Origin of the sequence: Elstera litoralis (assembly GCF_000963705.1) — a bacterium.
GTDB classification, from domain to species: domain Bacteria; phylum Pseudomonadota; class Alphaproteobacteria; order Elsterales; family Elsteraceae; genus Elstera; species Elstera litoralis.
Genome location: NZ_LAJY01000437.1, coordinates 1 through 6,939, shown reverse-complemented (window position 1 = coordinate 6,939; position 6,939 = coordinate 1). Strand labels below are relative to the sequence as shown.

5 protein-coding genes and 2 pseudogenes are annotated in these 6,939 nt (G+C 63.6%); all 7 read left to right on the top strand.

Translation table 11 applies throughout. The features are described from left to right. Nucleotides 1-1,124 (top strand): 16S rRNA (cytidine(1402)-2'-O)-methyltransferase (rsmI, locus tag VZ95_RS15280; protein WP_232302682.1); only part of this gene is annotated, 1,124 nt, incomplete at its 5' end. Between the two features lie 85 nt (nt 1,125-1,209). Further along, nucleotides 1,210-1,659 (top strand): carboxymuconolactone decarboxylase family protein, encoded by a 450-nt coding sequence (locus VZ95_RS15275; protein WP_045776621.1) that lies wholly within the window; start codon nt 1,210-1,212, stop codon nt 1,657-1,659. A gap of 3 nt (nt 1,660-1,662) precedes the next feature. Next, complete coding sequence (gene sigJ / locus VZ95_RS15270) at nt 1,663-2,655, top strand: RNA polymerase sigma factor SigJ (protein WP_084627835.1); 993 nt, start codon at nt 1,663-1,665, stop codon at nt 2,653-2,655. Next, nucleotides 2,591-2,905 carry a YraN family protein gene (locus VZ95_RS15265; RefSeq protein WP_232302681.1) on the top strand — a complete coding sequence of 105 codons (315 nt, stop codon included), beginning with the start codon at nt 2,591-2,593 and terminating at the stop codon, nt 2,903-2,905. The genes sigJ and VZ95_RS15265 overlap by 65 nt, the downstream gene beginning before the upstream one ends. Before the next feature lie 15 nt (nt 2,906-2,920). After that, nucleotides 2,921-3,860: pseudogene (gene gshB, locus VZ95_RS15260) on the top strand (glutathione synthase). A 149-nt stretch (nt 3,861-4,009) separates the two neighbouring features. Continuing rightward, nucleotides 4,010-5,037, top strand: a pseudogene (gene cobS / locus VZ95_RS15255) (cobaltochelatase subunit CobS). 31 nt (nt 5,038-5,068) lie between these two features. Then, nucleotides 5,069-6,937, top strand: coding sequence for a cobaltochelatase subunit CobT (gene cobT / locus VZ95_RS15250; RefSeq protein WP_045776619.1), 1,869 nt, complete (start codon nt 5,069-5,071; stop codon nt 6,935-6,937). Nucleotides 6,938-6,939 lie beyond the last annotated feature (2 nt).

Below are 6,939 nucleotides of genomic sequence, written 5' to 3'. Positions count from 1 at the left end.
CGATGGGGGGCGGCCCGGCGGGGCGCGTCGCCCAGGTCGGTTCCGCCGGTTGTTGCGCCACAATGGGCGGCTTTGCTTGCGAAGCGGGGGCCGTGTCCGATACGGTCGGCTTGCTGCCGGGCATTTGCCCGCAAGCCGCCATCAAAAGCCCCAATGCCAGGATCGCCGAGCGCGTGACAGCCGACATCGAAAACCCTACCCCTCGCCGTGTCAAAAACCGCCTTGACCCTACCGAGGAGACCCCAACAAATCCAGCGCAAACCGAGATTTCGGAAGCGGTTGGGGCGGGTTTCTCACCTGGGCTCTATCTGGTGGCGACGCCGATCGGCAATGCGGAGGATATAACCTTACGCGCGCTGAACCTGCTGAAGCGCGCAACTGTGATTGCCTGCGAGGATACGCGCGTCACCGGCCCGCTGATGCGGCGCTATGGAATCCCGACGCCGCTGGTCGCCTATCACGACCATAACGGCGCGGCGATGCGCCCGAAACTGCTGGCGCGGGTGCGCGCGGGCGAGGTGGTGGCGCTGGTCTCAGACGCCGGCATGCCGCTGATTTCCGACCCCGGCTATAAGCTGGTGCGCGAAGCCCAGGCGGAAGGGCTGCCCGTTACCAGCCTGCCCGGCGCGTCGGCGGTGCTGACCGCCGTGCAGCTTTCGGGGCTTCCCTCTGATCGTTTCCTGTTCGCGGGCTTTCCCGACCATAAATCTGGCGCGCGGCAAAGCCTGTTCCGCGACTTGGCGAAAGTTCCGGCAACCTTGATTTTCTTCGAAGGCCCGTCGCGCGTTGCCGATAGTTTGGCCGATATGGCCACCGTCTTCGGCCCGCGTGAGGCCGCCCTGGTGCGCGAGATTACCAAACTCTATGAGGAAGTTCGGCGTGCACCGCTGCCCGACCTCGCCCGCCATTACACGGAAGCCGGGCCGCCGCGCGGGGAAATCGTCATCGTCGTCGCGCCGCCGGGGGCCGAGGCCGCCACCGCCGAAGCCGATCTCGATACGATGCTGCGCGATGCGCTCAAAAGCCATAGCGTCCGCGATGCCGCCGATTTGATCGCCACCGCCACCGGCCAGCCGCGCCGGGCGGTCTATGCGCGGGCGTTGCAGGTTTCGAAGGAAGGCTGAGTATATTTTTCGGCGGACGTGTCACAGGCGGGGGTGGGGCGGCGTCTTAGGGGTGTTGTCATCATTCCTATGAAGGAAACGCCCCATGTCGCACCAACGTCTGAACGCCGTCCAAGCCAGCCCCGAAACCTATAAGGCGTTGATCGCCCTCGAAACCTACCTGCAATCCTGTGGGCTGGAACAATCGCTGACCGAACTCATCAAAACCCGCGCGTCGCAACTCAACGGCTGCGCCTTCTGCCTGCATATGCATACCACCGACGCGCGCAAAGCCGGGGAAAGCGAACTCCGCTTGCATCTGTTAGCGGCGTGGCGCGAATCGAGCCTCTATACCCCGCGCGAACGGGCAGCGCTGGGCTGGACCGAAGCCCTCACTTTGGTTGCCCAGACCGGCGCGCCGGATGCGGATTATGATGCGTTCAAGGCCGAATTCTCGCCCGCCGAACAGGTGCAGGTCACGACCCTAATCGGTATGATTAACGTGTGGAACCGGCTCGCGGTCGGTTTCCGCTTCCAGCATCCGAAAGCCGCCTAAGCCATGAGCACCGCCCGCGCCGCCGCCCAATTCGAAGCGCATCGCCCGTTTCTGAAGCGGGTGGCGGCGCGGCTGCTGGGATCGCGCGCCGATGCCGAGGATGCCGTTCAAGACGCTTATCTGCGCTGGCATCGGGTGGCGGCGACGCAAACCATCGAGACGCCGCGCGCTTATCTCATCCGTATCGTCACGCGCCTCTGTTTAGATCGGATGCGCGCCCAGCGCCGTCAACGCGCCGCCTATGATGGGCCGTGGCTGCCCGAACCGGAGTTGGAGCCGGAACAGGATCTAACCCTCACCCTGCTGCTGGCCTTGGAGCGATTGTCGCCCCTGGAGCGCGCCGCTTTTCTGCTCCACGATATTTTCGGCGTCGAATTTGCCGATCTCGCCACCAGCTTGAAGCGCAGCGAAACCGCCTGCCGCCAACTCTGTGCCCGCGCCCGTGCCCATCTTCGCGAAGCTCAGCCGCGCTATTCGGTGGACGAGGGCGAGGCGGCGGCGATTTCCGAAGCCTTCTTCAAAGCCAGCCACCTCGGCGATATGGCAGCGCTGACGGCCTTGCTCGCCCCCGATGCGGTGCTGCTGGCCGATGGCGGCGGGATTCGTCTGGCGGTGCGCAACCCGATCATCGGACGTGACAAGGTGGCGCGCTTCTTTAGCGGCATCGCCCGCAAGCACGGTTTTGCCCTGCCGCCGCGCGCCCATATCGGCCCGGTCAATGGCCTGCCCGGTTATGTGACGATCGAAGCCGATGGCCTGCCGCAAAGCACCGCCCTGCGTATCGAAGCCGGACGCATTACGGGCATTTACATCGTCCGCAACCCGCATAAGCTGCGCGGTATGAGCCGTCCCGTCTCCCCCTCGCATGATCGACCGCCGCACGCGCGGCCGCGCCGCCTTTCGCCGGGGGCGCGGGGCCGAACGGCTGGCTTTGGCATTGCTGTGGCTGAAAGGCTATCGGCTTCTGGGGCGCAACCTGCGCACGCCCTTCGGTGAAATCGACCTGCTCGCCCGGCGCGGGCGCGTGCTGGCAGTGATCGAAGTGAAGGCGCGGCCCGATCTCGCCACCGCCCGCGCCGCCATTTCCCCCCATCAACAAGCGCGGCTTTTGAACGCGGTTGCATGGCTGGTGTCGCGCCGGGATGATTTCAAGGACTTGCAACCGCGCTGCGACGCGCTTTTGATAGCGCCCAGAACTTGGCCCCGGCATCTCGTGAACGCCTTTGGGGACGAAACACACTTCTAGCCCCATGAGGCCATGATGAGCTTAACGGTCGCCTTGCAGATGGATCCCATCCACAGCATCGATGTGCACGGCGATAGTACGCTGATGCTTGGGCTCGAAGCCCAGCGCCGGGGGCACACGCTGGTTCATTACCTGCCGCAGAATCTGTCGCTGAAGAATGGCACGGTCACGGCGGTCGGCCACGGGCTGAACTTGCGCCACGAACACGGCAATCACTTCGATCTTGGGGCGGAGGAAGAATTCAACCTCGCCGACGTGGACGTGATCCTGCTGCGGCAAGACCCGCCCTTCGATCTCGCGTACCTTACAACCACTTGGCTCTTGGAAAAAATCCACCCGCAAACCCTGGTGGTCAATGATCCCGCCTGGGTGCGGACGATGCCGGAGAAAATTTTCGTGACCGAGTTCCCCGACCTGATGCCGCCGACGATGATTACGTCGGATCTTCGGCAGGCGGTGGCGTTCCGCGCGGAGCATAAGGATATCATCGTTAAGCCGCTCTACGGCAACGGCGGCGCGGGCGTGTTCCACCTGCGCCCGGACGATGAAAACCTGACGGCGCTGATCGAACTGTATCAAAAGCTCGGGCGCGAACCCTTCATGGTGCAGCGCTACCTGCCGGAAGTGCGCGCGGGCGACAAGCGCATCATTCTCATCGATGGCGAGGCGGCGGGCGCAGTCCTGCGCGTTCCCGCCGACGGCGAAGCCCGCGCCAATATGCACGTGGGCGGGCGGGCGGTGAAAACCGACCTCACCCAGCGCGAGCTTGAGATTTGCGCCCGCATCGGCCCCACTTTCGCGCGCGCGCGGGCAAATCTTCGTCGGCATCGACGTGATCGGCGATTATCTCACCGAAATCAACGTCACCTCCCCCACCGGCATCCAGCAAATCAACCGCCTCAACGGGGTTACGCTGGAGCGGCAGATTTGGGACGCGATTGAGGGGCGGCTTTAGAGACCGATCAAATTAAGAACCCTCTCCCGCCATAATCCCGCTTGACGCCGCCGCCTTCGCCCGGCTGCAATGCCCGGGCATAAGTTTGGACAGGAACGCGCCCCGATTTGCCCGGCAGGGGAAGGGGCGCGAGATGGGAAGAAGAGACGATGACCTCGACGCAGACGGTTTCCACGCAGGGCGCACACAGCCTCAATGCTCCCGATATCACGGTGAGCGCGCGCGCCCTCTTTGGCATCGATACGGACCTGGAGGTTCCCGCCTTCTCCACCGGCTCGGCCTATGTGCCGGATATCGACCCGAGCTATAAGTTCGACCCGGATACCACGCTGGCCATTCTCGCGGGCTTTGCCTTCAACCGCCGCGTCATGATCCAGGGCTATCACGGCACCGGGAAATCGACCCATATTGAACAGGTGGCAGCGCGGCTCAACTGGCCGTGTATTCGCGTCAATCTCGATAGCCACATCAGCCGCATCGATTTGATCGGCAAAGACGCCATCGTGCTGCAAGACGGCAAACAGGTAACGGCCTTCCGCGAAGGCATTCTGCCCTGGGCGCTGCAAAGCCCCGTCGCCATCGTCTTCGACGAGTACGACGCGGGCCGCCCGGACGTGATGTTCGTCATCCAGCGCGTGCTGGAAGTGGAAGGCAAGCTGACGTTGCTCGACCAGAATAAGGTTATTCGCCCGCATCCGTTCTTCCGCCTGTTCGCCACGGCCAACACGATTGGTCTCGGTGACACCACCGGCCTGTATCACGGCACGCAGCAGATCAACCAAGGCCAGATGGACCGTTGGAGCATCGTTGCCACGCTGAACTATCTGTCGGCAGAAACGGAAACCTCGATCGTGCTGGCGAAACTGCCAGACTATCAGACCGAGGCGGGCAAAAAGACCGTGGAAGCGATGGTCGCCCTGGCCGATCTCACCCGCGCGGCTTTATCGCCGGGGATATTTCCACCGTCATGTCGCCGCGCACGGTGATTACCTGGGCGGAGAATGCCAAGATTTTTAACGGCGATGTCGGTTTCGCCTTCCGCTTGAGCTTCCTCAATAAATGCGATGAAGCCGAACGCCCGCTGATTTTGGAATATTATCAGCGCTGCTTCGGGCGCGATCTCGCGGGCCGGGTTGTCGAAACGAAGACCGCACGGGCCACGGGCCGCGTCGCCTAACCCGGATCGGACGAGTTCCCTAGCATGGCCGATGCCGAATCTCCTCTGGAGCAGTTTAAAACGCGCCACCACGGCGGCGATCCGCGCGATTGCCGAAAACGGCGAGGTGGAAGTCGGGTTTGGCGCGGAAGCGGCGGGCGTCGTTGGTAAACGCGCCCGGCTACCCGCGCCGTCGCGCGCCCTGCCGCCGGAGGAAGTGGCGCGGTTTCGCGGCGAGGCCGATGCGGTGGCCTTGCGTCTGCGCTATCACGATGCCGCGACGCACCTGAAACGCCAACCGATCACCCCAACCGGCCGGGCGATTTTCGAGGCGCTGGAACAGGCGCGTTGCGAGGCGCTTGGGGCGAACCGCATGGCAGGCGTGGCGCAAAACCTCGGCGCGACGCTGGAGCAAAAGTATCGCCGCCTCGGCTTTGACCGCGTCACCGATCCGACCGACGCGACTTTGCCGGAAGCCGTGCGCATGCTGGCGCGCGAAGCGATGACCGGCAGCCCGCCGCCGGACCCCATCCGCCCGCTGGTGGAAAAATGGCGCACCCAGATCGCCGAGAAAATCGGGGCCGATCTCGCCGATCTGCGCGCGACGATGGCCGATCAGGAGGCGTTCGCGCGCACCGTGCGGCAGTTGCTGGCCGATCTCGACGTGGAAGCCGGGGAAGCGCTCGACCCGCAAGACCCGTCCGAGGACGATGGCTCGGACGAGGGTGACGATCAGCCCGGCTCCGAACAGGTTCAGGGCGAAGCGGGCGAAGGCGAGAACGAGGAAGAGCAGGAAAGCCGCAGCGACAAGCGCCCCGATCCCCGCCCCGGCATGGACTCGGAAAGCGACGCCGATAACGACGAGCGCGACGAGGAATTCGGCGAAGGTGAGGAAGAGACCGGCGATAGCGCCCCGCCGCCGGGGCAGCGCCCGCTGTCCAAAGACCAGGATAATTCCGGCTATCGGCCCTATACCAAAGCCTTCGACGAGGAAATCGAGGCGGATGATCTCTGCGATGCCGAGGAACTGACCCGCCTGCGCTTGATGCTCGATCAGCAGTTGCAGTCCTTGCAAGGCGTCATCAGCCGCCTCGCTAATCGCTTGCAGCGGCGCTTGATGGCGAAGCAAACGCGCAGTTGGGATTTCGACCTGGAAGAAGGGATTCTCGACGCCGGGCGGCTGGCGCGCGTGATCGCCAACCCCATGCAGCCGCTCTCCTATAAGCAGGAGAAGGATACCGACTTCCGCGACACCGTGGTGACGCTGCTGATCGATAATTCCGGCTCGATGCGCGGGCGGCCCATCACCATTGCCGCGATGAGCGCCGATATTTTGGCGCGCACGCTGGAGCGCTGCAATGTGAAGGTCGAGATTCTCGGCTTCACGACGCGGGCGTGGAAGGGCGGCCAGTCGCGCGAACGCTGGATTACCGATGGCAAGCCCGCCGTGCCGGGCCGCCTTAATGATCTGCGGCATATCATCTACAAAGGGGCCGATGCGCCGTGGCGGCGGGTGCGCAAGTCTTTAGGCCTCATGCTGCGCGAAGGCCTGTTGAAAGAGAATATCGACGGCGAGGCCCTCGATTGGGCGCACGATAGATTGCTGGCGCGGCCCGAGCAGCGCCGCATTCTGATGGTGATTTCCGATGGCGCGCCGGTGGATGATTCGACCCTCTCGGTCAACCCCGGCAACTATCTGGAAAACCACCTGCGCAGCGTCATCCGCAAAATCGAAACCCGCTCGCCGGTCGAACTGATCGCCATCGGCATTGGGCACGATGTTACACGCTATTATAATCGGGCCGTAACAATCGTCGATGCTGAACAGTTGGGGGGTACGATGATGGATAAACTTGCTGAACTATTCGATGAAACGGCTAAAACGCCGGTTAAACGCGGATTGCGACGCACTGCAACATAAGC

What these genes read in the sequence shown, in the direction of transcription:
- cobT (WP_045776619.1), top strand. Translation starts at nt 5,069, where the DNA reads ATGCCGAATCTCCTCTGGAGCAGTTTAAAACGCGCCACCACGGCGGCG.
- VZ95_RS15275 (WP_045776621.1), top strand. Translation starts at nt 1,210, where the DNA reads ATGTCGCACCAACGTCTGAACGCCGTCCAAGCCAGCCCCGAAACCTAT.
- sigJ (WP_084627835.1), top strand. Translation starts at nt 1,663, where the DNA reads ATGAGCACCGCCCGCGCCGCCGCCCAATTCGAAGCGCATCGCCCGTTT.